The sequence below is a fragment of the Streptomyces sp. NPDC050147 genome (assembly GCF_040660195.1).
Lineage (GTDB): Bacteria > Actinomycetota > Actinomycetes > Streptomycetales > Streptomycetaceae > Streptomyces.
The window spans coordinates 411005-434942 of sequence record NZ_JBFALJ010000001.1 but is presented as its reverse complement, the minus strand read 5'-3'; the positions used below and the strand labels follow the sequence as shown (position 1 = coordinate 434942).

General features: G+C 72.3%; 19 protein-coding genes, 1 pseudogene and 1 riboswitch. Of the genes and pseudogenes, 10 read left to right on the top strand and 10 right to left on the bottom strand.

What is annotated here, in order from left to right; translation table 11 throughout:
• Window positions 1-233: 233 nt before the first annotated feature.
• The 6 genes from AB0I94_RS01965 to AB0I94_RS01940 form a co-directional block, all read right to left on the bottom strand.
• A complete protein-coding gene (locus tag AB0I94_RS01965; protein ID WP_363307408.1) occupies window positions 234-1082 on the bottom strand; it encodes an ECF transporter S component in 849 nt (282 codons plus the stop codon).
• Window positions 1079-2764, bottom strand: coding sequence for an ATP-binding cassette domain-containing protein (locus AB0I94_RS01960; protein WP_363307407.1), 1686 nt, complete (start codon window positions 2762-2764; stop codon window positions 1079-1081). The genes AB0I94_RS01965 and AB0I94_RS01960 overlap by 4 nt, the downstream gene beginning before the upstream one ends.
• Window positions 2761-3942, bottom strand: coding sequence for an energy-coupling factor transporter transmembrane component T (locus AB0I94_RS01955; protein WP_363307406.1), 1182 nt, complete (start codon window positions 3940-3942; stop codon window positions 2761-2763). Before AB0I94_RS01955 ends, AB0I94_RS01960 begins: the two co-directional genes overlap by 4 nt.
• A gap of 7 nt (window positions 3943-3949) precedes the next feature.
• Complete coding sequence (locus tag AB0I94_RS01950; RefSeq protein ID WP_363307739.1) at window positions 3950-4591, bottom strand: SCO2322 family protein; 642 nt, start codon at window positions 4589-4591, stop codon at window positions 3950-3952.
• 26 nt (window positions 4592-4617) lie between these two features.
• On the bottom strand, window positions 4618-5832 hold the full coding sequence (locus tag AB0I94_RS01945) for a prenyltransferase/squalene oxidase repeat-containing protein (protein ID WP_363307405.1): 1215 nt from the start codon (window positions 5830-5832) through the stop codon (window positions 4618-4620).
• 123 nt (window positions 5833-5955) lie between these two features.
• Window positions 5956-6082, bottom strand: a riboswitch (cobalamin riboswitch).
• A 53-nt stretch (window positions 6083-6135) separates the two neighbouring features.
• Window positions 6136-7185 carry an MBL fold metallo-hydrolase gene (locus AB0I94_RS01940; protein ID WP_363307404.1) on the bottom strand — a complete coding sequence of 350 codons (1050 nt, stop codon included), beginning with the start codon at window positions 7183-7185 and terminating at the stop codon, window positions 6136-6138.
• 223 nt (window positions 7186-7408) lie between these two features.
• Here AB0I94_RS01940 and AB0I94_RS01935 point away from each other — a divergent pair, with 223 nt between their 5' ends.
• The 6 genes from AB0I94_RS01935 (at window position 7409) to AB0I94_RS01910 (ending at window position 17086) form a co-directional block, all read left to right on the top strand.
• Entirely contained in the window at window positions 7409-8899 is a 1491-nt protein-coding gene (locus AB0I94_RS01935) for an aldehyde dehydrogenase (protein WP_363307402.1), read from the top strand.
• Window positions 8899-9132, top strand: a complete 234-nt coding sequence (locus tag AB0I94_RS01930) for a ferredoxin (RefSeq protein WP_363307401.1) — start codon at window positions 8899-8901, stop codon at window positions 9130-9132. The genes AB0I94_RS01935 and AB0I94_RS01930 overlap by 1 nt, the downstream gene beginning before the upstream one ends.
• A 202-nt stretch (window positions 9133-9334) precedes the next feature.
• Window positions 9335-11998: a class III lanthionine synthetase LanKC gene (gene lanKC, locus AB0I94_RS01925; protein WP_363307400.1), complete on the top strand. Its 2664-nt coding sequence runs from the start codon at window positions 9335-9337 to the stop codon at window positions 11996-11998.
• A 45-nt stretch (window positions 11999-12043) separates the two neighbouring features.
• Window positions 12044-12169, top strand: coding sequence for a SapB/AmfS family lanthipeptide (locus tag AB0I94_RS01920; RefSeq protein ID WP_363307399.1), 126 nt, complete (start codon window positions 12044-12046; stop codon window positions 12167-12169).
• A gap of 640 nt (window positions 12170-12809) precedes the next feature.
• On the top strand, window positions 12810-14537 hold the full coding sequence (locus AB0I94_RS01915; RefSeq protein WP_363307398.1) for an ABC transporter ATP-binding protein: 1728 nt from the start codon (window positions 12810-12812) through the stop codon (window positions 14535-14537).
• A 17-nt stretch (window positions 14538-14554) separates the two neighbouring features.
• On the top strand, window positions 14555-17086 hold the full coding sequence (locus tag AB0I94_RS01910; RefSeq protein WP_363307397.1) for an ATP-binding cassette domain-containing protein: 2532 nt from the start codon (window positions 14555-14557) through the stop codon (window positions 17084-17086).
• Here AB0I94_RS01910 and AB0I94_RS01905 read toward each other — a convergent pair.
• Window positions 17012-17254 (bottom strand): annotated as a pseudogene (locus tag AB0I94_RS01905) (LuxR C-terminal-related transcriptional regulator); the annotation flags it as partial. The gene AB0I94_RS01910 and the pseudogene AB0I94_RS01905 overlap by 75 nt on opposite strands.
• 494 nt (window positions 17255-17748) lie before the next feature.
• A complete protein-coding gene (locus AB0I94_RS01900) occupies window positions 17749-18384 on the bottom strand; it encodes a TetR family transcriptional regulator (RefSeq protein WP_363307395.1) in 636 nt (211 codons plus the stop codon).
• A 232-nt stretch (window positions 18385-18616) separates the two neighbouring features.
• Here AB0I94_RS01900 and AB0I94_RS01895 point away from each other — a divergent pair, with 232 nt between their 5' ends.
• The 3 genes from AB0I94_RS01895 to AB0I94_RS01885 are packed head-to-tail and all read left to right on the top strand — an operon-like array spanning window position 18617 to window position 21809.
• Window positions 18617-19978, top strand: a complete 1362-nt coding sequence (locus AB0I94_RS01895; RefSeq protein WP_363307394.1) for a glycosyltransferase family 4 protein — start codon at window positions 18617-18619, stop codon at window positions 19976-19978.
• Window positions 19978-20721, top strand: a complete 744-nt coding sequence (locus AB0I94_RS01890; protein ID WP_363307393.1) for a class I SAM-dependent methyltransferase — start codon at window positions 19978-19980, stop codon at window positions 20719-20721. The genes AB0I94_RS01895 and AB0I94_RS01890 overlap by 1 nt, the downstream gene beginning before the upstream one ends.
• The gene (locus AB0I94_RS01885) at window positions 20718-21809 is read left to right on the top strand and encodes a prenyltransferase (RefSeq protein ID WP_363307392.1); all 1092 of its coding nucleotides are present in this window, start codon (window positions 20718-20720) and stop codon (window positions 21807-21809) included. The genes AB0I94_RS01890 and AB0I94_RS01885 overlap by 4 nt, the downstream gene beginning before the upstream one ends.
• Window positions 21810-21843: 34 nt before the next feature.
• Here AB0I94_RS01885 and AB0I94_RS01880 read toward each other — a convergent pair whose 3' ends face one another.
• Window positions 21844-22134: a hypothetical protein gene (locus AB0I94_RS01880; RefSeq protein WP_344521026.1), complete on the bottom strand. Its 291-nt coding sequence runs from the start codon at window positions 22132-22134 to the stop codon at window positions 21844-21846.
• Window positions 22135-22263: 129 nt separating this feature from the next.
• Here AB0I94_RS01880 and AB0I94_RS01875 point away from each other — a divergent pair, with 129 nt between their 5' ends.
• The gene (locus AB0I94_RS01875) at window positions 22264-22809 is read left to right on the top strand and encodes a hypothetical protein (protein WP_363307738.1); all 546 of its coding nucleotides are present in this window, start codon (window positions 22264-22266) and stop codon (window positions 22807-22809) included.
• Between the two features lie 45 nt (window positions 22810-22854).
• Here AB0I94_RS01875 and AB0I94_RS01870 read toward each other — a convergent pair whose 3' ends face one another.
• Window positions 22855-23865: an LLM class F420-dependent oxidoreductase gene (locus tag AB0I94_RS01870; RefSeq protein WP_363307737.1), complete on the bottom strand. Its 1011-nt coding sequence runs from the start codon at window positions 23863-23865 to the stop codon at window positions 22855-22857.
• Window positions 23866-23938: the final 73 nt, after the last annotated feature.

The window sequence follows — 23938 nt, the reverse complement described above, 5'->3', positions numbered from 1 at the left end:
CGATCCAGAGAAGCAGGGTTGTGGCGTCCCCGCAATGCCCCCTTTTACTAGTGGATGCCGCATGTGGGCGAAAGGTCCCGCACGTGACGGGGCTCTCAATCGGCAGGTCAGGGCGGGTTTTGAGGCGTACGCGCCAGAAGTCGGAGGTACGGCCCGCCTTAGGAGAGGACCTAAGTCCTGTGGTCGGCCTCACCGCGAAGGGACCCCCCGGGTGACCGCGAGTCAGTGGCCGCCTACGCCTTCGGGTCCTCGAATGTGACCTGGGCCTCGAAGGCGGCCCGGCGCGTGGCCCGGCGCAGCGCCTTCAGGACGGCGGGGCCGAGAGCGAGGCTCAGCAGGACCGTGACGACGGCGCGCGGGAGGTCCCAGCCGAGGGAGGTCGCGAGGCAGTACGCGAGGAAGCGGCCGAGGTTGTCCCCGACGGGGTCGCCGGGCACGAAGGAGACACCGGTCGCGAGGCCGCCGAGGTAGGGCCAGCCCTGCAGATTCATGACAGTGCCGTACAGGACGGACGAGATGGCCCCGTAGGCGGCGAGCAGCCACAGCTCGCGGCGCCCGCGGAAGGTGTCGGCGCCCGGCAGCAGCCCCGCGCCCATGCAGACCCACCCCATGGACAGCATCTGGAACGGCATCCACGGGCCGACACCGCCGGTCAGGAGCGCGGAGGCGAACATGGACACGGCACCGAGCACGAACCCGAACCCGGGGCCCAGCACCCGCCCGCTGAGCACCATCAGGAAGAACATCGGCTCGATCCCCGCCGTCCCCGCCCCCAGCGGTCGCAGCGCGGCTCCGGCGGCGGCGAGCACCCCCAGCATCGCGATGGCCTTGGCGTCGAGCCCGACGTCCGCGATGGTCGCCACGACGACGGCGAGCAGGAGCGGCAGCAGGGCCGCGAACAGCCAGGGCGCGTCCTGGGCGTGCGCGCTCAGCCCCGAGTCCCCGTCCGCGATCAGCGGCCACCCGAAGGCCACGACGCCGACCGCGCTGACGAGCGCGAGGGCACCGATCGAGCGCGGACCCAGGCGGACGGGGCGGACCTGCCGGGAGCCCGCCCGGCGGGCGGCGGGAGCGCGGCTCACGCGGGTCCACCCCCGGCGGCCAGCGCGTCGCGCACCTCCGTGACCGTCAGCCACTTCTGCGGGGCCAGGATCTTGGTGGTCTGCGGGGCGAAGGAGGGGGAGGAGACCACGATGTCCGGGGTCGGACCGTCGGCGACGATCTCCCCGTCGGCGAGGATCGCCACCCGGTGGGCCAGTTCCGCCGCCAGTTCCACGTCGTGCGTGGCGAGGACGATCGCGTGGCCCTCGCCGGCGAGGCGGCGCAGAAGCGTGACCAGGCGGGCCTTGGCCGCGTAGTCGAGGCCCCGGGTCGGCTCGTCGAGGAGGAGCAGCGGCGGGCGTGCCGTCAGGACGATCGCCAGGGCCAGGGTGAGGCGCTGGCCCTCCGAGAGGTCGCGGGGGTGGGTGTCGTCCGCGATGCCGGGGAGCAGCTCGGTGACCAGCGCACGGCAGGTGCCGGGCTCCGCTGCCGCGTCGTGGTCCGCCGCCGAACACTCGGCGGCCACCGTGTCCGCGTAGAGGAGGTCACGCGGCTCCTGGGGGACCAGGCCCACGTGGCGGATGAGCTCGCGCGGCCCGGTGCGGTGGGGGAGCACGCCGCCGACGCGGACCGAGCCCGCCGCCGGTTCGAGCAGGCCCACCAGGGTCGACAGGAGCGTGGACTTCCCGGCGCCGTTGCGGCCCATCAGCGCCACCGTCTCTCCCGCGTGGACGGTGAGGTCCACCCGGCGCAGGGCCTCCACCCGGCCCCGGCGGACGGCCAGAGCGCGGACGCTCGCGGCGGCCGCTTCGGGTGCATCGGCCTTCGTACGTCCACGGAGCCGGGTCAGGACCGTCGCGGGGCGTTCATCGGGGCGCGGGGCCTTGGCCGCCTCCCGGGGCTCGGCCCCGGCCAGGCGCTCCCGCAGTGTGCCCGCCCTGCGCCGCGCGTCCCGCACCGTCAGGGGCAGCGGGGACCAGCCCGCGAGGCGGCCGAGGCCCACCACCGGCGGATAGACGGGCGAACGGGCCATCAGCGACGCGGGGTCCCCGAGCACGGGCGGCTCGCCCGGCGCCGCGAGCAGCAGGACCTGGTCGGCGTACTGGACGACACGCTCCAGGCGGTGCTCGGCCATCAGGACCGTCGTGCCCAGGTCGTGGACGAGACGCTGCAGCACGGCGAGCACCTCCTCGGCGGCGGCCGGGTCGAGGGCCGACGTCGGCTCGTCCAGGACGAGGACCTCGGGATGCGGCGTGAGCACCGAGCCGATGGCGACGCGCTGCTGCTGGCCGCCGGAGAGCGTGGCGATGGGCCGCTCACGCAGATCGGCGAGGCCGAGGAGGTCCAGCGTCTCCTCGACCCGGCGGCGCATCACGTCGGGGGCGAGCCCGAGTGACTCCATCCCGTAGGCGAGTTCGTCCTCGACCGTGTCCGTCACGAAGTGCGAGAGCGGGTCCTGGCCGACCGTGCCGACGACATCGGCCAGTTCGCGCGGCTTGTGGGTACGGGTGTCGCGCCCCGCCACCGTCACACGGCCCCGCAGTGTGCCCCCGGTGAAGTGCGGCACGAGCCCGCTCACCGTGCCGAGCAGCGTCGACTTGCCGACCCCGGAGGGCCCGACCAGGAGCACCAACTCGCCCTCGGGTACGGCGAGATCGACGCCGCGCACGGTGGGCTCGGCGATCCCCTCGTACGTCACGGAGACATCCTCGAAGCGGATCATGAGGGCTCCTTGGTACGTGCGGGGGCGGAAACGGAGGCGGAGACAGGGGCGGCCGAATCGGCGGGCACCGGCGCCACGAAGGCGGGCAGCAGCCCGACGAGGACGGCCGCCGCGGGCCACAGCGGCAACGTCGGCGCCGTCAGGGGGACGACCCCGGGGTGCAGGGCGGACGCGTCGTACGAGGCGGCCCAGAGCATCAGGCCCGCCACCGCGACCCCCGACCCGGCGACGAGCCAGGCGCGCACGCCCCACGGGTCGGGGCGGTAGCGCGTGCGGACGGAGCGACGGCCGCCGAGGCGGAGTCCGGCGAGGGCGGCGACGAGACCGGCGGCCAGGACGGGCAGACCATAGCCGGTGCCGTCCGCGGAGAGCAGCCCGTACGTACCCGCGCAGACGCCCATCAGGCCGCCGAGCGTCAGGAACGCCGTCGCCCTGCGCACCCCGGCCGGAACCGGCGCGGTGCGCCCGAAGCCGCGCGCGTCCATCGCCGCGGCCAGCGCCACCGACCGCTCGAGCGCGCCCTCGAGGACCGGAAGACCCACCTGGAGCAGCCCCCGGATGCCCTTGTCCGCGCGCCCCCGAAGGCGTCGCGCCGCGCGAAGGCGCTGCACGTCCATGATCAGGTTCGGCGCGAAGGTCATCGCGACGACGATGGCGACCCCCACCTCGTACAGCGCGCCCGGCAGCGACTTGAGCAACCGGGCCGGGCTGGCCAGGGCGTTGGCGGCGCCGACGCAGATGAGGAGCCCGGCCAGGCGCACCCCGTCGTAGAGCGCGAAGAGCAGCCCCTCGGCCGTCACCCGGCCCCCGATCCGCACCCCCTTCGCCCAGTCGGGCAGCGGCACTTCGGGGAGCGTCACGATGACGTGCGTACCGGGGATGGGGGAGCCGAGGACGACGGCGAAGACGAGCCGGATCGCGATCACGACGAGGCCGAGCTTCACGAAGGCGCCGTACGAGCGCGCCCACGGGGCCGACGTGCGACGCGCCGCGACGACATAGCCCGCGACCCCGATGAGGAGACCGAGCAGCAGGGGATTGGTGGTGCGCGACGCGGCGACGCCGAGCCCGAGCGCCCACACCCACCAGGCGCCGGGGTGCAGCGCGTTGCTCCGGTGCGCCTGGGGGGCAAGGCGCCGCCGCAGCGCACCGGGAGCGGTGCTCGGGTGATCGGTCATCGTGCGGTCAGCCGCGTCGGCGGCGTGCCTGCCATACGGCGGCGGCGCCGAGCAGGGCGATGGCGGCCACGCCGGCGATCAGCCCGACGGAGGGGCCACCGGAGTCGCCCTGTTCCTTGCTCGCGTCCGGCTTCTCCTCGGCGTCCCGCGAGCGGCCGTTGCCCGAGACCTGCTCGCCGCAGCCCGACTTCGGGTAGTCGGCGATGGCGCACAGCAGCGCGTTGCTGTCATAGCGCAGGGGTTTGGCGACCGCCGCGAGCGCGTCCGCGCTCGTCGCGTCGTCCGCGATCCGCGCGCAGGCGGTACGCGGCTTCGGCGGGGTCTCCCCGTCAGGGGCGTCGCCCGGCGTACCGAAGTCGATGACGAGGGCGATCCGCTTGCGGTCGTCCTTGGCGGGGGTCTTGGCGCAGATCGTGTCGAAGTCCGCGGCGCCGCGCGGCTTCGCGGAGTCCTGCGAGTCGTCGGACACCGAGAACCGGAAGCCCTGCACGGCACCGTCGTCGGGGCGGGCGGTGCTGGGCCCCTGACTCGCGTACGCCCACTTCGCGCCGTCCCGGTCCCAGAAGGACCAGTAGCGGTAACCGGCTGCCTGGGCGGGGGCGGCGGCGAGGACGCCGAGCAGGGCGGCGGTGAACGCCACGGCCACCAGGCGTCCCCACCGCGCGCGACCCCGCGTCACAGCTGCTGCTTCTTCTTGTTGCCGCTGTACAGGAAGCCGATGCCGATACCGGCGACCATGCCGACGCCGATGACCCACCAGATGCTCACGCCGCCGTCGTCGCTGTCCTTCTTCTCGGCGGCCTGCTCGGTCGCCTGCGGGGCCGGACCCTGCGCGTTCAGCTGCTTGACCAGGTCCGCGCCGCCGAAGTCGCGCGGGTCCAGGCCCGAAGCGCGGGCGGCGAAGATCAGCTGGGCGTAGGCGGCGGGGCCGGACTTCTCGGCCCAGTCCGCGGAGTTCTTCGCCAGCCACTGGGCCGACTTCTCGGCCTGCTCGGGCTGACCGGCCGCGGCGAGCGCGAGCACGGAGTCCGCGGTGTTGCCCAGGTCGGGCATGTTCTTGGCACCGGGCATCGACGACATCAGGTGGTCGTCGCCCTTGGCGAGGGTCTTGAGGAGGTAGCCGGTGCCGTTCGCCGCCGCCTGCTCGGCGGTGTCGGCCTTCGCGCACTTCGGGGCGGCGGCCTTCTTCTCGGCGGCGTCGACGACCAGGCCCTTGCCGTGGGCGCCGAGGACACCGGCCGCCGTGGCGTCCGCGTTCGGCGAGAGCTTGCCGGACTTGACGTCCGCGAGGCCGAAGGCGCCGCCGTCCTTGCCACAGCTCATGGAGAGGGCGGGCAGCGCGTCGTACGGAGAGTTGCCGTCCTGCGACTTCACCGACTGCGGCTTCTCGCCCGCCGCGGCGAGCGCGCCGATCACGATGCCGGTGGAGTTGGCGTCGGAGTCCATGCCGGGGCTGTAGCCCCAGCCGCCGTCCTTGTTCTGCACCGACTTCAGCCAGCCCACGCTCTTGTCGACCGTCTTCTGCTGACCGCCGAGCGCGGCGAGCGCCTGCACGGCGGAGGCCGTCGCGTTGCTGTCGAACATCGTCTTGGAGTCGCACGGCTCGCCCGCGTCGGCGCGGTACGCGGCGAAACCGCCGCTCGGGCACTGCTGGCCGGTGAGCCAGTCGACGGCCTTCGCGGCGGGCTTCACACCGGCCGAGTCCTGGGCGAGCAGGGCGTACGACTGCCGGAACACCCCGTCGAACTTGGGGTCCGCGTCGCCGTAGAGACCGGAGGGCAGCTTGGCGGAGGGCGACGGGGACGCGGTGTCCGCGAAGGCGGCCGGGGCGGCGGCCGAACCGAACACGGCGACGGCGGCCAGGACCGCTGCGCTGCGGCGAACGTTCATGATGCGGCGGGTGCCTCTCACTGCGGGGAGCGGGGCAGCACGGGCGCGTAGCGGGCACGGGCACCGGGCGGCTCCGGCTCCGTATACCTCGACGGTGCCGTTCATCGGGGGCCCCGATGAAGCGAGCCGGTCATGCTTCGTACCGGGCATTCCGGCTCTCCGTCAGCTCGGTGAACTGCGGATACGGCTGCGGGTCAGCGCCGGATTCGCACCGGCTTCCCCCTGTACGGGCATGATGACGACGGAGGCCACTCTACCGGCCCGTAGGGGGAGCGGCCCGGGGCGCCCGCCCCCGGCCGGAGCTCACACCGCGCGGTACCGCACCGGATCGTTGCCCACCGCCTCCGCGCGCCCCAGCTTCACCAGGCGCCGCACATGCGCCTCGGCCTCGGAGACCGCGATGTTCCGTGAGCCGTAGCGGATCTCGGCCCAGGGGCGGTTCCACTCCATCCGCTCGGCGAGCTGCCAAGCGGTGAGGGGCTCGGCGAGGAGGGCGAGCAGGTCGGTGAGGCGCTCCTCGTGGTGGACCAGGATCTCGCGCACGCGGGCGGGGGCGTCGGTGAACGCGTACTGGTGGGCGGGAAGCACCTCGGCGGGTCCCAGGCGGCCGACGCGCTCCAGGGAGTCGAGGTAGTCGCCGAGGGGATCGGTGATGGTCGCGTCGTCCGGGTCCTCGTACAGGCCGATGTGCGGGGTGATCCCGGGGAGCAGATGGTCCCCGGAGAACAGCCGGCCGTGGCCCGGCAGCCGCGCCGGGTGCTCCTCCTCCAGGTGCAGGCAGACATGGCCCGGGGTGTGGCCGGGGGTCCAGATGGCGCGGAGCCTGCGACCCGGCAGTTCGAGCAGCTCGCCCGGGGTGATGTCGCGGTCGGGGAGCGCGGCTGCCATGCCGGGCAGCCGGGGCGCGCGGCCCGCGTCGCGGGCGGTGAGGAGCGGGGCCAGGTGGTCGGCGGGGGCGCCCGCGGCCGTCAGCTTCTCCACCATGTAGTCGAACCAGCGTGCGGGCGGTCCGGTCCGCGTGCGGCGTACGACCGACGCGTCCGCCTCGTGCATCGCGATCCACGCGCCCGATGCCTCGCGGACCTTGGCCGACAGGCCGTGGTGGTCGGGGTGGTGGTGGGTGATGACGACGCCGTGCACCGCGTCGGCGGACGTGCCACAGGCGGCGAGACCGTCGGCGAGCGAGTCCCAGGACGTGGGGTCGTCCCAGCCCGTGTCGATGAGGACCGGACCGGCGTCCGTGTCCAGGAGGTGGACGAGGGTGAAGCCCAGGGGATTGTCCGGAATCGGGACCTTGATGCTCCATACGCCCCCGCCGTGCTCGGTCACCCGCGGATCGGTCACCTGCGTCATCGGGGCCCTCATCTCTCGTCGCTGCGCGGCCACGACCACGGCCTCGGTCAGCATAACTAGAACTAGTTCCAATGATCGCTCAAGTCGACTGTTTCGTCAGCCCACTTGAACGGCTGCCTGAACCTTGCTCTCCGTGGACTACTGGAACTAGAACTGGTATCAGTTCTGAAACAGTGTCAGAAAGATGGCCGCGCAGGCGGAATCCCGCAGGAGGCAGTCAGCCATGACCGAGCTCGTGGAACACGGACAGCTTTTCATCGGCGGGGAGTTGGTGGACCCCTTGGGCAAGGACGTCATCGAGGTGGTCTCGCCGCACACCGGCCAGGTCTTCGCGCGGGTGCCGCACGCCGCGCCCGCCGACGTCGACCGGGCCGTCGCCATCGCGCGCAAGGCGTTCGACGAGGGGCCCTGGCCCCGGATGACCCTCGACGAGCGCATCGAGATCGTCACCCGGATCAAGGACGCGTTCGCCCTGCGGCACGAGGAGATCGCCCGCGTCATCAGCTCCGAGAACGGCACCCCGTACACATCGAGCGTGATGGTGCAGGCCCTCGCCGCGATGATGGTCTGGGACTCGGCGCTCACGGTCGCCCGGAACTTCACGTATGAGGAGGCGCGCGACGGGGCCCTCGGCAAGATCCTCGTGCGGCGCGAGCCGGTCGGCGTCGTGGCGGCCGTGGTCCCGTGGAACGTCCCGCAGTTCACCGCCGCGGCCAAGCTGGCGCCCGCCCTGCTCGCGGGCTGCCCGGTGATCCTCAAGACCTCGCCCGAGACGCCGCTGGACGCCTACATCCTCGCCGAGATCGCCACCGAGGCGGGGCTGCCGCAGGGCGTGCTCTCCATCATCTCGGCCGACCGCGAGGTCAGCGAGTACCTCGTCGGGCACCCCGGCATCGACAAGGTCTCCTTCACCGGCTCCGTCGGCGCGGGCAAGCGCGTCATGGAGGTCGCCGCCCGCAACCTCACGCGCGTGACACTGGAGCTCGGCGGCAAGTCGGCCGCGGTGATCCTGCCCGACGCGGACGCGGCGAGCGCGGTCGCCGGCATCGTCCCCTTCGCCTGGATGATCAACGGCCAGGCGTGCGTGGCCCAGACCCGCATCCTCGTGCCGCACTCCCGCCACGACGAGTTCGCCGAGGCCTTCGCCGCCGCGGCCTCCGCGCTCAAGATCGGCGACCCGCTCGACCCCGAGACCGAACTCGGCCCGCTCGTCGCCCGGCGCCAGCAGCAGCGCTCGCTCGACTACATCCGTATCGGCCAGGAGGAGGGAGCCAAGATCCTCACGGGCGGCGGCCGTCCGGCAGGCTTCGACCAAGGCTGGTACGTCGAGCCGACGCTCTTCGGCGGCGTCGACAACTCGATGCGCATCGCCCGCGAGGAGATCTTCGGCCCGGTCATCTGCCTTCTGCCGTACGGCGACGAGGACGAGGCCGTGAAGATCGCCAACGACTCGGAGTACGGGCTCAGCGGCAGCGTATGGACGGCGGACACGGAGCGCGGCATCGACATCGCGCGGCGGGTGCGCACCGGGACGTACTCGGTGAACACCTTCAGCCTCGACATGCTCGGCCCGTTCGGCGGCTACAAGAACTCCGGGCTCGGGCGCGAGTTCGGGCCCGAGGGGTACGGCGAGTACTTCGAGCACAAGATGATCCACCTCCCGGCGACGTATACATCGGCCGCCGGCGCGGCGGGCTCGGGGGCGGGTGCCTGATGGGTGACCGCTGGCATGTCGAGGTGGACCGGTCGGTCTGCATCGGCTCCGGGATGTGCGTGATCACGGCGCCGGGCGGTTTCGCGCTCGACTCCGCCCGCCAGTCGCACCCCGAGGATCCCGAGACCGACGCCAACGAGAAGGTGCTCGAAGCGGCCGAGGGGTGCCCGGTCGAGGCGATCACCATCACGTTGTCCGGCAGCAGGGAAACCGTCTTCCCGCCGGAGGACTGAGCATGCGTCGTCCGGCCGACGGATTTACTTTCGTTACGCCGCGCGAGCGGATTCCGTGTGCTTGTGCTCTTTATGTGCGCTCGAACGGGTGGGAACAGGACTTTACCCGTGCGTTCCGCATGGCTGATCGATGACATCCGTGACTGTCCGTCCCCTTTGCGGCCTGGAACTGTTCAGACCCAGACCACTTAGGGGGGACGCCGTGGACAAGCGGTACGAGGTCTACTGTCTGGCCGACAGATATTTCTACGAGACTCCGGACCGCTTGTCCGTGGGCGGGACCGCCCCCGAGTTCGGGACGGCGGGGCGCCCGGTCCCGCGGGGATGGCGGTCGGCCCGCGAGGGCGACTGGCTGGCCCTCGTCCCCGTCGACGACGACGGGCACGCACGGCCCGCGCCCCAGCAGGGCTGGAAGATCCACGTGTCCGCCACGCTGGAGAACGCGGACCAGATCGCCGCGGCGGTCCACGACCACTGCGTGCCGCGCGCCGTGCCCTTCAAGTTCATCGCCGGACGGCACCTGCTCCACCTGCGCAACAGCAAGTACGCGGGACGCGACGGCAGCGGCAAGTTCGTGACGATCTACCCGGCCGACGAGCACCAACTGCACGAGATACTCAGCGAGCTGGGGCGAGTCCTCGAAGGTTTCGAGGGCCCTTACATCCTCACCGACCTGCGCTGGCGGGAAGGCCCGCTGTACGTCAGATACGGCGCCTTCACCCGCCGCATGTGCGTCAACGAGCGCGGCAGTCTCGTGCCCGCGATCGAGGACGACCAGGGTCGCCTCGTACCCGACTCGCGCGATCCGGCCTTCCGGGTGCCCGAGTGGGTGACGCTGCCGCCGTTCCTCGAATCCCAGCTCGCGGCGCGCAACAACACCACGGTCACCGACCTGCCGTACCGCATGGAGAAAGCGCTGCACTTCTCCAACGGCGGCGGCGTGTACGTCGGCACCGACACGCGTGACGGCAGCAAGGTCGTCCTGAAGGAGGGACGGCCGTACGCCGGCCTGGCGTCGGACGGGGCCGACGCCGTGGCCCGCCTGGAGCGCGAGCGGGACGCGCTCCAGCAGCTCACGGGGCTCGGTGTCGCACCGGAGGTGCGCGACTGGTTCGAACTCGGCGGCCACCGCTTCCTCGTCATGGACTTCCTGGAGGGCGGCACCCTCAACTCCTTCTTCGCGGACCGGCATCCGCTGCTCGTCAGCGAGCCGGACGCCGACGCGATCGCCGCGTACACGGCATGGGCGATGCGGATCCACCGGGCTGTCGAGGAGGCCGTCGCCGCCGTGCACGAGCGGGGCGTCGTCTTCAACGACCTCCACATGTTCAACATCATGGTCGCGCCCGACGAACAGTCCGTCTCCCTCCTCGACTTCGAGGCGGCGACGCGGGTGGGCGAGAGCGGCCGGCAGATCGTGGCCCACCCCGGGTTCATCGCACCCGCGGACCGCGAGGGCGTGGACGTCGACCGCTACGCCCTCGCGTGCCTGCGGCTCGCCCTCTTCCTGCCGATCACCACGCTCCTCGCCGTCGACCGGGGCAAGGCCGCACACCTCGCGACGGTCATCGCGTCCCAGTTCCCGGACGTACCCCGGGAGTTTCTCGACGAGGCCGTGGCGGAGATCGAGCGCCCCGGGCAGGCCCGGGCGGACGCGAAAGGTGCCGTACGGCCGACCCTGGGGGCTGCCGAGCGGGCTGTCGAGAGGGCTGTCGAGGGAGTGGCCGCGCCGCTCGTCGACGTCGCCGACTGGCCTTACAGCCGGGACTCGATGGTCAAGGCCATCCTCGCCTCGGCCACCCCGGAGCGCGACGACCGGCTCTTCCCCGGCGACATCGCGCAGTTCACCGACGGTGGCGGGCTCGGCCTCGCGCACGGCGCGGCCGGAGTGCTGCTCGCCCTCGCCGAGAGTGGCGCCGAACGCTACGAAGAGGGCGAGCACTGGCTCTTGAAGCACGTCGAGCCCGCGCCGCCCGGCACGCCCCTCGGGCTCAACGACGGCCTCGCGGGCATCGCCCATGTACTCGAACGGCTCGGTCACCGCACGCGCGCACTCGACCTGATGGAGCTCGTCCTCCAGGAGAACTGGCAGCGGCTCCCCTCCGACCTGAACGGCGGCCTCGCCGGACTGGGCCTCGCGCTCGACGCCATCGCGCACAGCACGGGCGAGGAGTCCTTCGCTCAGCACGCGCTGCAGGCGGCGGAGGTGATCGGTGAGCGGCTCACCGCGGAGCCCACTGCGAAGGGGCGGCCACGGGCCGGTCTGCTGCACGGCGCCACCGGGCCCGCGCTCCTCTTCCTGCGGCTGTACGAGAGGAGCGGCGACCCCGCGCTTCTCGACCTGGCGGCGAAAGCCCTGCGCGCGGACCTCGCCCGGTGCGTGGCACGGCCCGACGGCAGCCTCGGGGTGGACGAGGGCTGGCGCACGATGCCCTACCTCGGTGACGGCAGCGTAGGCATCGGGATGGTCATCGACGACTACCTCGCGCACCGGGACGACGCCGGGTTCGAGGCGGTACGGCCGGGCATCCTGGCCACCGCGCGTTCACGCTTCTGCGTGCAGCCGGGCCTGTACCAGGGGCGGGCCGGGCTGCTGCTGCACCTCAACCGCAGCACCGCGCCCGGCATCACGCCCGAGGACGTCGACGCGCAGATCGAGGGGCTCGGCTGGTTCGCGATGCCGTACGCGGGGCAACTCGCGTTCCCCGGCAACCAGATGCTGCGTCTCTCCATGGACCTGCACACCGGAACGGCGGGCTGTCTCCTCGCGCTCGCCGCCGCCCTGGGGGACGGCGGAGCACACGTCCCCTTCCTGCCGCCGCTCAGGCGGCCCCAGAGCCGGTCCCGCCACGCGGCGGGGTCGTGACACAACCCAGAAGGACAACCACGTCCCCAAATGAGAGGGAACATCATGGCGCTTCTCGACCTGCAGAGCATGGAGTCCGACGAGATGACCGGTGGCGGCGGCGGTGGCGGCGGCAGCCAGGTGAGCCTGCTGCTGTGCTGGAGCGACGCGAGCGTGCTGCTCTGTCTGTGACGCCGACCCGTGCCTGACGCCGGCACGGTTCGCCCGTGAGGGACCGGGCGGCGCCTCTCCCCGGAGGCACCGCCCGGGTCCACGGCGCTTGTTCGCCAGGGCTGTGTGGCGGGCCCTGGTGCCGGACGACGGCGACGTATGCCACCCCGGGGTCGGGCAGCTGTTACGGATGCTCGGCCACGGAGCCCCGCGCCGGGCAGCCGTCATGGCGTTCTTGCCCTGGATGGTCCGCTTCGGACGACCGTCACGGACGCCGATGCCACGGGGATCGACGTCAATGGAGCACGGACGCCCGGCCACGGGCGCCCCGTGTGGGGCAGCCGTCAGGGGTGTCCCGGTGTGGATGCCGGGTACGGGTGGCTGCGTGGGGCGAACGGAACGGGTCGCTGGCGTCACGGGCGGCCTGGATCGGACAGCCGTCGCGGGCGCGCGTACGCGCGGTACGCACGGGTGCGCGACGTCACGGGTGTTCTGGATCGGACAGCCGTCGCGTACGCACGGATGCGCAGACGCCCCGCCACGGGTCGGCAAGCGAGCTCCGTCGCGCCACACCGGCGGTCGCCACTCCGCCGCGGCACCACCGCCGGCACCGTCACCGCCACTCCGCCACGGACACGAGGACTGCGAGGACCCGGACCGAATGGCGATCACGAAACCCCGGAACCGGCAAACCAGCCTCGACGCCGGGCTGTTGAAAGACGCGACCCGGTACAGCGCCCTCCGCTGCGCGGCTCTCGCGCTCTGCAGTGTCGCGGGGGCGGGTGCGAGCCTCGTCCTGCCGTTCGCCATCGGCCGTGCCCTCGATGCCGTCCTCGTGGGCCACGCGGCAGGACACGTCGGCGCGGACGCCACCCGCTGGATCCTCGTGTGCACGGCGCTCATCACCGCGAGCGCCCTTCTCGACGCCTGCGACGGCGTCCTCACCGGAACCACCAACGCCCGCACCACGGCCTGGCTGCGCGGCCGTGTCGGACGCCACATGCTGGCCGTCGGACCTCGCGCCACCGCCCGCTTCGCCCCTGGCGACCTCGTGGCCCGCCTCATCGACAACGCGGCGCACGCGGGCGTCGCGCCCGCCACGTTCGCCGCGCTCCTCGCCGCCTTGGTCGCGCCCGTGGGCGCCATCGTGGCCCTTGCCCTGATCGACGGCTGGCTGGCCGTCGTGTTCATCGCGGGGGCGCCCGTACTTGTCCTGCTCCTGCGGTGGTTCGTGCGTGTCTCGTCCGACTGCGTGGCCCGCTACCAGCAGGTCCAGGGGGACATCGCCGGCCGTCTCAGCGAGGCGGTCGGCGGCGCGAGGACCATCGCGGCCGCGCACACCGAGGACAAAGAGGCCAGGCGCGTCCTCGACGCGCTCCCCGAACTCTCCCGCCAGGGCCACCGGATGTGGCGAGTCCAGGGCCGCTCCCAGGCACAGGCCGTCGCGGTCGCACCCCTTCTGCAGATCGCGGTCGTCGCGGTCGCGGGCCATCTGGTGGTCCAAGACCGCATCAGCGTCGGCGAGTTGCTGGCTGCCTCCCGCTACGCGGTGCTCGCCACCGGGATCGGCATGCTCGTCGGACAGCTGGGAGCGCTGGTGCGTGCCAGGGCCGCCGCGCGCCGCCTGGGGGAAGTGCTCGCGGAACCCGCGACGTCGTACGGGAGCGAAGAACTTCCGCCAGGGGAAGGTGTGTTGGAACTGCGTGGCGTCACGGTCGTCCGCGGCGGACGCACCGTGCTCGACGGCGTCGACCTGACGGTGCCCGCGGGCGGCACGCTCGCCGTGGTCGGGCGCTCCGGGGCGGGCAAGTCGCTCCTCGCGTCCGTCGCGGGCCGCCTCGCCGACCCCGACGAAGGGGACGTACGCCTCGACGGCGTCCCGCTGCGTTCGCTCGGCCGCGAGGAGCTGCGACGCGAGGTCGGCTACGCCTTCGAGCGGCCGGCGCTCCTCGGCACGACCCTGGAGGACACGATCGGCTTCGGGGCCCCCCGCCCGGCGCCGTCCCGCATCCGCGAGGCGGCACGCGCGGCGCACGCCGATCCCTTCATCGCCCGCCTCCCCGACGGCTACGGCACACCCTGCGCGGACGCGCCCCTCTCCGGGGGCGAGGCCCAACGCCTCGGCCTGGCAAGGGCGTTCGCGCGGGGCGGGCGGCTCCTGATCCTGGACGACGCGATGTCGAGCCTGGACACGGTGACCGAACACCACATAGCCGAGGCCCTGCTCCACCACACCCCGCACCGCAGCCGCCTGATCATCGCCCACCGCACGGCGACGGCGGCCCGCGCGGATGTGGTGGCGTGGCTGCACGAGGGCCGGATACGGGCTGTGGGTACGCATGCGGAGTTGTGGGAGCGAGAGGAGTACCGGGGGGTGTTCGGCGCGTGAGGCGCGTGGAGCGGCGTGTGAGGCGCGTGGAGCGGGCGCAGCCGCCCTCGACCTCGCAGGGCCCCTACCGCCGAGGTGTCCGGTTCCTGTGGCGCAGGTGGCCCGTGGTGCTACGGCTCGCGCTCTGGTCCGTCCTGGAGACCGGGCAGACCTTTCTCACCGGGTACGCCCTCGCGCGCGCCCTGGACGACGGGTTCCTCGCCGGGCGCGAGGCGGTGGGCCTCGGGTGGCTCGGCGGGGCCGGGCTCGGCGTGGTCGTGGCCGCGTACGGAACGGGGCGGGTGTACCGCGCGGTCGCCGACCTGGTGGAACCGCTGCGGGACACCCTGGTACGGCAGGTCGTCGGCCGGGGGTTGCGGGAGGCGGACGGCGCCTCCGTGTCCAGGCTCACCCAGCAGGTCGAAATCGCCCGGGACACCTTCGCGGGCCTGGTCCTGGTCTCCCGTTCCTTCCTCTTCACGGCGGCGGGCGCGCTGATCGGCCTGTTCTCGCTCGCCCCGCTCCTCCTCCTGGTCGTCGCGCCGCCGCTGCTCGCCGGAGTCGGCCTGTTCGTGGCGAGCCTGCGTCCGCTGGCACTGCGCCAGGAGCGGTTCCTCGTCGCCGATGAGGGCATCGCCGGCCAACTGGGTTCGGTCGCCCCGGGGTTACGGGATGTCGCTGCCGCCGGCGCGGAACAGGACGTGGCCGAGGACCTGGACCGGGGCATCGCCACGGAATACGCGGCGGCCGGTTCCCTCGCCCGCTGGGGCGTCCTGCGCACGGCGGCCCTCGTGACCGGCGGCCAGCTCCCGCTCGTCCTGCTCCTCGTCACGGCGCCCTGGCTCCTGAACAGCGGGGTCACACCGGGCGCCCTGGTGGGGGCGATCGCCTACGTGAGCCAGGCCCTGCTCCCGGCCCTGCACAACCTGATCCACGGCCTGGGCACAAGCGGCTCCCGCCTGGCCGTCGTCCTGCGCCGCCTGACGTGGACCCCGCCCCCGGAACCCCCCGACCCGCCCGAAACGAAGACGCCCGCCGCCGAGACGCCGACTCCTGGCGGGATACGGACTACCGCCGGGGCCCCTGCGCGTGGCGATGAGGCCGCCCCCGCTGGGATGCCCGCCCCGGACGGGGCCCCTGCGCGTGGCGATGAGGCCGCCCCCGCTGGGATGCCCGCCCCGGACGGGGCGCCTGCACGTGACGACGAACCCGCTCCCGACAGGAGGGAAACGCCCGCGCCCGGCAGGACGGGAACCCCAGCGCCCGATGAGAAGCCCGCTGCCGGTGGCGTCCCCGCTCCCGCCAGGACGGTATCGCCCGCTCCCGGCAGGACGCCTGCTTCCGGTGGCGTCCCCGCTCCCGGTGGCCGCCCTGCGCCCGGTAGGACGGGAACGCCCGCTCCCTATGAGGAGCCCGCTGCTGGTGGTGTCCCCGCTCCTGGCAGGGCGCCCGTTTCCGGTGGCCGCAATGCGCCCGGCAGGACGCACATGCCCGCTCCCGGTGAGAAGCCCGCTCCCGGCAGGGCGCCCGTTTCCGGTGGCCGCAATGCGCCCGGTAGGACGGGAACGCCCGCTCTCGATGAGGAGCCCGCTCCCGGTGGCATCCCCGCTCCCACCGGAGCCCTCGCCCCCAGCGGCACCCCCACCCCCACTGGAGCCCCCACCCCCCACGAGAAAACCACCCCCGACGAGCCCCCCGCCCTCCAGCTCTCCTCCGTCACCTTCGCCTACGGACCCCGCGCCGAGCCCGTCGTGCGTGATCTGTCGCTCGCCGTTCCGCGGGGTGGGCATCTGGCGGTCGTCGGGCCCAGTGGGATCGGGAAGTCCACCCTTGCCGGGCTCGTGGCCGGGCTGTTGGCGCCCGGGAGTGGTGCCGTCCGCGTGGACGGGCGGTCCGTGCGGGGGCGAGAGGCCGTCGAGCGGCGGGTGTTGATCCCGCAGGAGGCGTATGTCTTCAGCGGCACGGTGCGCCAGAACCTGGAGTATCTGCGGGCGGATGCCGTCGACGACGCGGAGCTGCTGGCCGCAGCGCGGGCCGTCGGGCTCAGCGCGGTGATCGACCGGCTAGGCGGCCTCGCCGCCCCGGTCGACCCCGCCGCGCTCTCCGCGGGCGAACGCCAGCTCATCGCGCTGACCCGCGCCTACGTCTCGTACGCGCCCCTCGCCCTGCTCGACGAGGCGACCTGCCACCTCGACCCGGTGGCGGAGGCCCGCGCCGAGCGGGCGTTCGCGGCACGGCCGGGCGGCACCCTCGTGGTGATCGCCCACCGCATCAGCTCGGCCCGCCGCGCCGACCGCATCCTGGTGATGGACGGGACGCACACCTTCTGCGGACGCCACGAGGAGCTGCTCGAACGGTCCTCGCTCTACCGCGAACTCTCCGGCAACTGGGGCCCGGGGGACGGGAGCACGTCACACCCAGCCCTCCCCCTTCGAGATCCGTATGGCGTCGATCCTGTTGCGGGCGCCGGTCTTGCGGGTGATCGCGGCCATGTAGTTGCGCACCGTCCCGTTCGTCAGATGGAGGCGGTTCGCGATCTCGGCGACGGGCGCGCCCCCGGCAGCCAGTGAGAGCACCATTAACTCCCGGTGCGTCAACGGCATCTGAGCGGCCTTCAGGAACCCGAACCCCAGTGTCTCGTCGACGAACCGCAGGCCGGCCGCCACCTGCCTGATCGCGGCGAGCAGCCGGTCCGGCGGGCTCGCCTTGTCCACATAGCCGAGGGCGCCCGCCTCCATGCAGCGGCGCAGCAGCCCCGGCCGGTGGCCGGAGACCAGGACCAGGAGCGGGCAGCCGAGGCCGCCGTTCACGGGATGGGACTGCTCCCCGAACTCGGCGGACTCGTAGGCCGAGTCACCGTCGGGGTCGACCACACAGACGTCGGGACGCACCGCCCCCGTACGGTCGCGGGCGTTGTGCCACGGTGCATGGAAAACCTCCAGGTCCGGCTCACGGGCGAGGCGTTCCGCCAGAGCCGATCGCAACAGACAGGCGTCGTGCACGAGAAGTACCCGGATCACGCTTCGCTCCTCCAGGTGCCCGCTTCGAGTCCCGATGGCTTCGTACAGCACGTAGACCATTCATAGTGGGGCCGACGGCTGGTACGGACGCGAGAACTGGCCAAGCGGGACCAGGAGAGGCTCGGGGGCGCAATTGCCAAAAAGCGCGCGCCCCCCGCGCAACGATTCAGGGGTTAGAGACCGTGCGTTCCCGGGCAAACGGGTAAGGCGGCCTAAGCCGCCTCGGGAGACGTCAGGTCGATCAGACGGCACACCATCTCGATGTCGATCTTGACCTGCGCGATCGACGCGCGGCCCGAGAGCCAGGTGATCAGCGCCGAGTGCCAGGTGTGCTCGATGACCCGGACCGCCGAGAGCTGCTCGGGGGTCGGCGGGTCCGCCAGGCCCATCGCGTCCAGGATGATCGCCGTGGTCAGCCGCGAGACCGTGTCCACCTCGGGGCTCACGGAGCGGTCGGCGAACGTCAGCGCCCTGACCATCGCGTCCGCCAGGTGCGGCTCGCGCTGCAGGGCACGGAAGGCCCGCATCAGCGTCTCGGCGCACCGCTCGGCGGGCGTCTCACCGGCGGGCGGACGCTTACGGATCGTGGTGTGCATCTGCTGCAGCTGGTCCTGCATGGTGGCGACCAGGAGATGCACCTTGGAGGGGAAGTAGCGGTACAGCGTGCCGAGGGCGACGCTGGAGGACTCGGCGACCTCGCGCATCTGCACCGCGTCGAACCCGCCCCTGCTCGCGAGTTGGGCGCTGGCGTGCAGGATGCGGCGACGGCGCGCCTCCTGCCGCTCGGTCAGGGGCGGTGACGCCGGATCAGCTGCTGCGACGTCCGCTGCCTTGGCTTCCGCTGTCATATGTCCCGTTGTTCCGTCGTCCCGGTCCGGTTACGTGGTCGGCCAGCATGGCAGGGCGCCCGTCGTGGCGCGAATCACCTGATCCGGGCCTTACAGCGCGGCTACCTGCCGGTAGATTCAAACCTCGTTCCGCGATCGATCAGCGATCATTCAACGATCAAGTCTGAAACTTGTTCTAGATTACCGTCCCGGCGTAACCTCGCGGACAACCGCAGGGAGAAGGGGGCCGAGAGTGACCGCTGAGGCCATGGAGGCGGGCCCCCGGACGGGGCCGGACGCCGATGGTGACCGTCCGTTGCGCATCGCTCTCCTCACGTACAAGGGCAACCCGTTCTGCGGGGGCCAAGGCGTCTACGTACGTCACCTCTCACGCGAGCTGGCCCGCCTCGGCCACAGCGTCGAGGTGATCGGCGCGCAGCCCTACCCCGTCCTGGACGAGGGGCTCGAAGGCCTCAGCCTCACCGAGCTGCCGAGCCTCGACCTCTACCGCTCGCCCGACCCCTTCCGCACGCCGAAGCGCGACGAGTACCGCGACTGGGTCGACGCGCTCGAAGTGGCGACGATGTGGACCGGCGGCTTCCCCGAGCCCGCGACGTTCAGCCTGCGGGCCCGGCGTCATCTGCGCGCCAGGCGGGGCGAGTTCGACATCGTGCACGACAACCAGACGCTCGGCTACGGCCTGTTGGGCGACCTCGGGGCCCCGCTCGTCTCGACGATCCATCACCCCATCACCGTGGACCGCCGCCTCGAGCTCGACGCGGCGCCCGACTGGCGCCGCCGGATGTCCGTGCGCCGCTGGTACGCGTTCACGCGCATGCAAAAGCGCGTGGCGCGCCGCCTGCCCTCCGTGCTCACCGTCTCCGGCACGTCGCGCCAGGAGATCGTCGACCACCTCGGTGTACGCGCCGACCGCATCAGCGTCGTGCACATCGGCGCCGACACCGACCTCTTCTCGCCGGACCCCTCGGTCCCCGAGGTGCCGGGGCGCATCGTCACGACGTCGAGCGCGGACGTACCGCTCAAGGGCCTGATCTACCTCGTCGAGGCACTGGCCAAGGTCCGCGCCGAGAACCCCGCCGCCCACCTCGTCGTCGTCGGCAGGCGCGCCGAGGACGGCCCCGTGGCGCAGGCCATCGAGCGGTACGGCCTGGAGGGGGCCATCGAGTTCGTCAAGGGCATCACCGACGAGGAACTGGTCGACCTGGTCCGCTCGGCGCAGGTCGCCTGCGTCCCTTCCCTCTACGAGGGCTTCTCGCTCCCCGCGGCGGAGGCCATGGCGACCGGCACCCCGCTGCTCGCGACGACCGGCGGCGCGATCCCGGAGGTCGCGGGGCCGGACGGCGAGACCTGCCTCGCGGTACGCCCCGCAGACCCCGGCGCGCTGGCCGCCGGACTGAACCGACTGCTCGGCGACCCGGAGCTGCGGGCCCGCCTCGGCGCCGCCGGGCGTGAGCGGGTTCTCGCCAAATTCACCTGGGCCCGCGCCGCCCAGGGCACCGCAGAGCTGTACCGCGCGGCGATCGCGCGGACCGCAGGCCCGCAATCCGGCCGCCGCCCCGCGGCCACCCCGACGTACTCCGGGAGCCCTAGCTGATGCTGACCGTCGACTTCACCCGCTTCCCGCTCGCCGCGGGCGACCGCGTCCTGGACCTGGGCTGCGGCGCGGGCCGGCACGCCTTCGAGTGTTACCGGCGGGGGGCTCAGGTGGTGGCCCTCGACCAGAACGGCGAGGAGATCCGCGAGGTCGCCAAGTGGTTCGCCGCGATGAAGGAGGCGGGCGAGGCGCCGGCGGGCGCGACCGCCACCGCGATGGAGGGCGACGCGCTCAACCTCCCCTTCCCCGACGCCTCCTTCGACGTCGTGATCATCTCCGAGGTGATGGAGCACATTCCGAACGACAAGGGCGTACTCGCGGAGATGGTCCGGGTCCTCAAGCCCGGCGGCCGCATCGCGGTGACGGTCCCGCGCTACGGCCCCGAGAAGATCTGCTGGGCCCTGTCGGACGCCTACCACGAGGTCGAGGGCGGTCACATCCGCATCTACAAGGCGGACGAGCTGCTCGGCAGGATGCGCGAGGCGGGCCTGAAGCCGTACGGCACGCATCACGCGCACGCGCTGCACGCGCCGTACTGGTGGCTGAAGTGCGCGTTCGGCGTGGACAACGACAAGGCGCTGCCGGTGCGGGCGTACCACAAGCTCCTGGTCTGGGACATCATGAAGAAACCGCTGGCCACGAAGGTGGCGGAGCAGTTGCTCAACCCGGTCGTGGGCAAGAGTTTCGTGGCGTACGCGACGAAGCCGCACCTGCCGAAGGCCGACGCGAAGACCGACGCGTGACGAGCCCGGAGCGGACGGAACACCTGGTCCTGCCGGGCGTCCTGACGGCCGATCAGGCGACGCGGACCGTACAGGGCATCCTGGCCGTCCAGCGCGAGGACGGCGCGATCCCGTGGTTCCGCGGCCACCATCTCGACCCCTGGGACCACACCGAGGCGGCCATGGCCCTGGACGCGGCGGGCGAGCACGCGGCGGCGGCCCGCGCCTACGACTGGCTGGCCCGGCACCAGAATCCGGACGGGTCCTGGTACGCGGCGTACGCCGACGGGGATCCGCACGACGTGACGGACCGGGGCCGCGAGACGAACTTCTGCGCGTACATCGCGGTGGGCGTCTGGCACCACTACCTCTCGACCGGCGACGACACGTTCCTGGACCGCATGTGGCCGACGGTGGTGGCGGCGGTGGAGTTCGTCCTCGCGCTGCAGCAGCCGGGCGGGCAGATCGGCTGGAAGCGTGAGCCGAGCGGTGAGCCGGTCAACGACGCGCTGCTCACTGGCAGTTCATCGATTCACCAGGCACTGCGGTGCGCTCTGGCGATCGCCGAGCAACGCGAAGAGCCCCAGCCGGACTGGGAGCTCGCGACGGGCGCGCTGGCCCATGCGATACGCAGCCACCCCGAGCGCTTCCTGGACAAGGACCGCTACTCGATGGATTGGTACTACCCGGTCCTCGGCGGCGCGCTGACGGGGGCCGAGGCCAAGTCCCGTATGGAGGAGGGCTGGGACCGCTTCGTGGTGCCGGACCTGGGTGTGCGCTGCGTCATCCCCAACAACTGGGTAACGGGCGGGGAGAGTGCCGAACTCGCCCTGGCTCTTTGGGCGTTGGGTGAATCGGACCGCGCCTTGGAGATCCTCCAGTCGATCCAGCACCTGCGCGACCCCGCGAGCGGTCTCTACTGGACGGGCTACGTCTTCGACGACAAGGCGATCTGGCCCGAGGAGCTGACGACGTGGACGGCGGGCTCCCTGCTGCTCGCGGTAGCGGCGCTCGGCGGCGACGAGGCCACCTGCGCGGTGTTCTCGGGCGAACGCCTCCCGATGGGCCTCACCCCGGAGTGCTGCGGCACCGCTACCGGGGGGCGGTAGCGGCGACCGCGGTGGCATCCACCGGCTCCGCCGCTCAGTAGCGGCGGAGTCGTCCCGCGATGGCGTGGCCGACGAAGACGTAGACCAGCGCCGCGAGACCGTAGCCGCAGACGACACGTGCCCAGGCCTCGTCGAACGTGAACAGGTCGTGGGACCAGCCGGCCAGCCAGCGGGCCACGTCGTGGATGAACTGGACCAGGTCGTTGGCGCGGTTCGCGTCCAACAGATACATGAGGATCCACAGGCCGAGGATGATGGCCATCACGTCAGCCACGATGACGACGACCCTCGCTGCGGTGCTGCCACGTGCTTGTCGGGTGGACATGAGGACCGTGTACCTGGTCCGGCCCCGTTGAAACCCGTACGGGCTCGCCCGAGTGGCGGGCCCCGCCGGGCGGGGTGAGGCTGCCTGGAGAGCTGTTCCCAGGCTGTCCACTCCCGGAGGTCCCCCGTGTTGCCGTCCGCCGCGACCGTACGCCGGTCTCTCGTCGCCCCTGTGCTGTGCGGAGCCCTGATCGCGGGGGTGACCGGATGCGGCGGCGGTGACGCGGACGCGTCCTCGGCACCGTCGAGTTCGAGCTCGGCCGAGAAGCAGAAGTTCGCGAAGACACGGTTCGTGGCGAACGCGGGCCTCGCCGCCGGAGCGACGTACCAGTGGATCGTGAAGCCCTTCCGGGCAGGGAAGTTCAAGAAGGGCGCCGACGGGCGGAAGTTCGCCCTGGTCAAAGCGGGTCTGGCGGGAACGCTCGCCTACAACCGGCTGAAGGCGGCGTCGAAGAACGCGAAGGGCGACCCGGCGCTGGCCAAGGCGGTGGCTCCGCTGACGGCGGGCATCGACGCCCTGAAGGACCTTCCGGCCAAGCTGCGCAAGGGCGATTCCACGGACTCCGTCGTGAACTCCTTCGACGACGTCATCAACAAGGTGAAGGACGCGGGGAAGGGCGCGGGCGCGGAGGTCAAGGACAAGGTGCCGTCGGCGGGGGAGCTGGCGAAGGGGTAGTCCGGCGCCCGCGCACGTCTCTCACGGGCCCCGTCCTGTGGTCCCCTAGCCGTTCAACTCGGCGAGCACCCGCAACGTATGGCGATCCGGCGCCAGCACGAGGAGATCCGTCACGGGGCCCTCGCGCCACAACTCCAGCCGCTCCGCGATCCGTTCCCGCGGCCCCACCAGCGAGATCTCATCGGCGAAAGCGTCAGGAACGGCCAGCACGGCCTCCTCCCGGCGCCCCGCGAGGAACAGCTCCTGAATCCGCCGGGCCTGCGCCTCGAACCCCATCCGCGCCATCAGGTCCGCATGAAAGTTCCGCGCGGAGTGCCCCATCCCTCCGATATAGAAGCCCAGCATCGCCTTGACCGGAAGCAAGCCCTCCGCAACGTCGTCGCAGACCTTCGCCCGCGCCATGGGCGCGACCACGAAGCCGTCCCGCGCACCTTCCAGCGACGCCTCGTACACGCCGGCCCGCATCGGCGACCAGTAGAGGGGCAGCCAGCCGTCCGCGATCCGCACCGTCTGCGCGATGTTCTTCGGGCCCTCCGCACCTAGCAGCACCGGCAGATCCGCCCGCAGCGGATGCGTGATCGGCTTCAGGGGCTTGCCGAGGCCGCTGCCGCTCTCCCCTCGGTAGGGGTGCGAGTGGAAGCGCCCGTCGAGGGAGACCGGGCCCTCCCGCCGCAGCACCTGGCGGATCACGTCCACGTACTCCCGTGTGGCGGTCAGCGGCGACTTCGGGAACGGCCGCCCGTACCACCCCTCCACCACCTGCGGCCCGGAAAGCCCGAGCCCGAGCATCACGCGTCCACCGGACAGATGGTCCAGGGTCAGCGCGTGCATCGCCGTCGTCACCGGCGACCGCGCCGCCATCTGCGCGACCGCCGTGCCCAGCTTGATCCGTGAGGTCCGCGCCGCGATCCAGGTCAGTGGGGTGAAGGCATCGGACCCCCACGCCTCCGCCGTCCATACGGAGTCGTATCCGAGCCGCTCGGCCTCCTGGGCGAGCGCCACGTGCCCGGGATCGGGCCCACGCCCCCAGTAACCGAGTGCGAGTCCCAGGCGCATGCCCATCCCCCGATCCTGTCTGACGGTACGTCAGTTCGGTGCAGGGTGGCGACTGTACGACAACGGCCCCCCG

Coding starts and splice junctions, on each gene's coding strand:
- AB0I94_RS01960 (WP_363307407.1), bottom strand. CDS start 2,764: ATGATCCGCTTCGAGGATGTCTCCGTGACGTACGAGGGGATCGCCGAG.
- AB0I94_RS01955 (WP_363307406.1), bottom strand. CDS start 3,942: ATGACCGATCACCCGAGCACCGCTCCCGGTGCGCTGCGGCGGCGCCTT.
- AB0I94_RS01945 (WP_363307405.1), bottom strand. CDS start 5,832: ATGAACGTTCGCCGCAGCGCAGCGGTCCTGGCCGCCGTCGCCGTGTTC.
- AB0I94_RS01940 (WP_363307404.1), bottom strand. CDS start 7,185: ATGACGCAGGTGACCGATCCGCGGGTGACCGAGCACGGCGGGGGCGTA.
- AB0I94_RS01935 (WP_363307402.1), top strand. CDS start 7,409: ATGACCGAGCTCGTGGAACACGGACAGCTTTTCATCGGCGGGGAGTTG.
- AB0I94_RS01930 (WP_363307401.1), top strand. CDS start 8,899: ATGGGTGACCGCTGGCATGTCGAGGTGGACCGGTCGGTCTGCATCGGC.
- AB0I94_RS01920 (WP_363307399.1), top strand. CDS start 12,044: ATGGCGCTTCTCGACCTGCAGAGCATGGAGTCCGACGAGATGACCGGT.
- AB0I94_RS01915 (WP_363307398.1), top strand. CDS start 12,810: ATGGCGATCACGAAACCCCGGAACCGGCAAACCAGCCTCGACGCCGGG.
- AB0I94_RS01900 (WP_363307395.1), bottom strand. CDS start 18,384: ATGACAGCGGAAGCCAAGGCAGCGGACGTCGCAGCAGCTGATCCGGCG.
- AB0I94_RS01890 (WP_363307393.1), top strand. CDS start 19,978: ATGCTGACCGTCGACTTCACCCGCTTCCCGCTCGCCGCGGGCGACCGC.
- AB0I94_RS01880 (WP_344521026.1), bottom strand. CDS start 22,134: ATGTCCACCCGACAAGCACGTGGCAGCACCGCAGCGAGGGTCGTCGTC.
- AB0I94_RS01870 (WP_363307737.1), bottom strand. CDS start 23,865: ATGCGCCTGGGACTCGCACTCGGTTACTGGGGGCGTGGGCCCGATCCC.